The sequence below is a fragment of the Petralouisia muris genome, assembly GCF_004793545.1.
GTDB lineage: Bacteria > Bacillota > Clostridia > Lachnospirales > Lachnospiraceae > Petralouisia > Petralouisia muris.
This window is the reverse complement of sequence record NZ_SRYA01000175.1, coordinates 1-2,799: the sequence shown is the minus strand read 5'-3', so window position 1 is coordinate 2,799 and position 2,799 is coordinate 1. Positions and strand designations below refer to the sequence as shown.

The following is a 2,799-nucleotide window of genomic DNA, read 5'->3' as shown; positions in this document are numbered from 1 at the left end:
CATCGTGTAGCGACACGTTGTCGCATATAAACTCTGCGTGGGAAAAATCCTGCAAAGAGGTAAAAGTGACGGAAAGGTATAGCCTTTCTAACTGATACTCTGAGGAGTGGAATGAAGGGGTAACGCCCTGAAACGCTCCCCCTGATACTGCGTTGGAGGAAACGGGGCGCAATCCCTGCGACTGACACAGCACGCTGAAGTCGGCTGGACACACCCGCCTTACACGAGGTAAAAGACGGTAGGGCAAAGACGAGCCAGAGGTGGCCGTGGGTGATAGGCCGGGGGTTCATAACCGCATATGGCGAGTATGCTTAATGCTGACAAAATCCTGAATGTACAAGTCTAAAATTCGAGCGGTCAGAAAGGCCGCTGCCGCAAGTGCGGCGTGTGTGGGGTAAAGTACGATTGGTGAATAGGAACCACCCTATGGTGTTACAGGCACCATCCAGCACACAGGCTTAAAGGGAAACCTAAGTGCGGTTGAAATTAAGAATAGGAATATCGGAACGTGGAAATTCCCCGGCGTGGAGCCATTGCGGGCAGGGAAGCGCTGGAAGGGAAAGCCGTGTCACCACTTACCGGGGGTGCGGTATAACTTTCCTTAACCGGGGAGGAAACAGCAGCCATGTTACCTGTGAAGCCGTGAAAAAAGTAAGCGGTGGAGGGAAGGGCTGTAGTCAGGGTAAGATTGCAAGAAATAATTATGTTACAGACAGACCCCATAGGTTCGGGTAGGACTAAGAAAGGCCAAATCCACTAAGGAAAGAAGGCCGACTATGGCAACAAAAGACAAGGCAAAGAAGAAATCAAAGCTGCGCCATGCGGAGTATTACGACTTCCAGGGAATCCAGGACAAGCTGTATGCCGACAGCCAGAAAGGACGGGTATTCAAACATCTCGTAGAGGTTATTACCCTGCCGGAGAATATAAGGCTGGCATACCGCAACATCAAGGCAAACCACGGGAGCAAGACCGCTGGCACGGACGGAAGGACAATCAAGGATTTAGAGAATCTCCCTGATGAAAAGCTGGTTGCGCTGGTTCAGAAAAAGCTGGGCTGGTATAAGCCGCAAAGCGTCCTGCGTGTAGAAATCCCAAAAGGCAGTGACCCAACGAAAAAGCGTCCGCTTGGGATACCCACTATACTCGACCGCCTGATACAGCAATGCGTGTTACAGGTTCTTGAACCAATCTGCGAAGCAAAGTTCCATGACCACAGTTATGGGTTCCGCCCAAACAGAAGCCAGGAACACGCTGTGGCGCTGGTTTATAAGAACATACAGCTATCGCATTATTATTATGTTGTGGATATTGACATCAAAGGATTTTTCGACAATGTAAACCACGGCAAGCTGTTAAGGCAGATGTGGGCAATGGGAATCCGTGACAAAAAGCTGCTGAGTATCATATCGGCAATGCTGAAAGCGGAGGTTGCGGGGATAGGCTTCCCGGAGAAAGGCACGCCGCAGGGCGGCATCATTTCGCCGCTCCTGTCAAATATCGTGCTGAATGAGCTGGACTGGTGGATAGCCAGCCAGTGGGAGGACTTCCCCACCCGGAAGAAGTATGCCACCGGGACGAATTATAACGGGACGGAAAATAAAGGAAATAAATATAAAATGCTCCGGGACTACACACGGCTGAAAGAAGTTACCTGTGTACGGTATGCTGATGATTTTAAGCTGTTTGCGAAAAGTTACCAGCAGGCACAGAAACTGTTTTATGCGGTGGAGGGCTGGCTAAAGGGCCGGCTGGGGCTTTCTATAAGCCCTGAAAAATCCAAAATCGTAAACCTCAAAGAGACGTATTCGGAGTTTCTCGGTTTGCGTATTAAGGCGACAAACCACGGCAGTGAACACAGCCCCAAATATGTAGTGGAGAGCCATATCAGGGAGAAATCACTTGGTAAAATCAAATCAGATATGAAAAGGCTGATACACGACATTGAATTTCCCGGACACGGAAAACGTGCGGAACATGCGGCGGTAGCCCGTTTTAATTCCTACGTTATAGGTGTCCACAATTATTACAGCATGGCAACTTTTATCTGCCATGACTTCCATACACTGGCCTTTTCAGTCCATAAGAGCCTGAACGCAAGGTTGAAAAAGCGTCTGAAAACTGTAAAACAGGTAAGAAAGCGAAAACTTGGATATGTAATTCCTGATTATATCAAGGAGCGTTACGGCGATAGCGAACAGCTAAAGTTTGTCCGGGGATATGCGCTTGCACCGATTGGGTATGTGAAACACAGGAATCCCATGATGAAGCGGTGCATAACGAACAGCTACACGCCCGAAGGACGTGAGGCAGTCCATAAAATGCTGGGGAAAAGCATAGATACAGGCATTATGCACTATCTCATGCGTAACCCAATCCCATACCGGACAGCGGCATACAATGATAACCGCATATCGCTTTATTGCGCCCAATACGGAAAATGTGCGGTGACTGGCAGGAAACTTGAAAGAAATGAAATCCACTGCCACCATAAGTTACCGAAATATCTTGGAGGAACGGACGAATACAAGAATCTGGCTATCGTCAGTGAAGATGTCCACCGCCTGATACACGCAACAAACCCGGAAACAATCAGGAAATACCTTGAAAAGCTGAACCTTGACACCAAACAGTTGAAGAAGCTGGAAAAATTCAGAAGCCTTGCAAAAGTTGAGAGTTGTCTGAAATATAACGCAATCTAAGACCTTGATGGCAAGCCGGATGAATCGAAAGGGTTCACGTCCGGTTTAGAGCGGGGGAAAATCCGGAGATAACATCAAAGGATTACCTATCGCTATT

General features: G+C 48.3%; 2 protein-coding genes. Both read left to right on the top strand.

Annotation, left to right across the window (positions count from 1 at the left end; genetic code table 11):
• Window positions 1-480 precede the first annotated feature (480 nt).
• Window positions 481-735 carry a hypothetical protein gene (locus E5329_RS28760; protein ID WP_135992529.1) on the top strand — a complete coding sequence of 85 codons (255 nt, stop codon included), beginning with the start codon at window positions 481-483 and terminating at the stop codon, window positions 733-735.
• 41 nt (window positions 736-776) lie between these two features.
• Window positions 777-2,702, top strand: a complete 1,926-nt coding sequence (gene ltrA, locus E5329_RS28755; RefSeq protein ID WP_135977037.1) for a group II intron reverse transcriptase/maturase — start codon at window positions 777-779, stop codon at window positions 2,700-2,702.
• Window positions 2,703-2,799 lie beyond the last annotated feature (97 nt).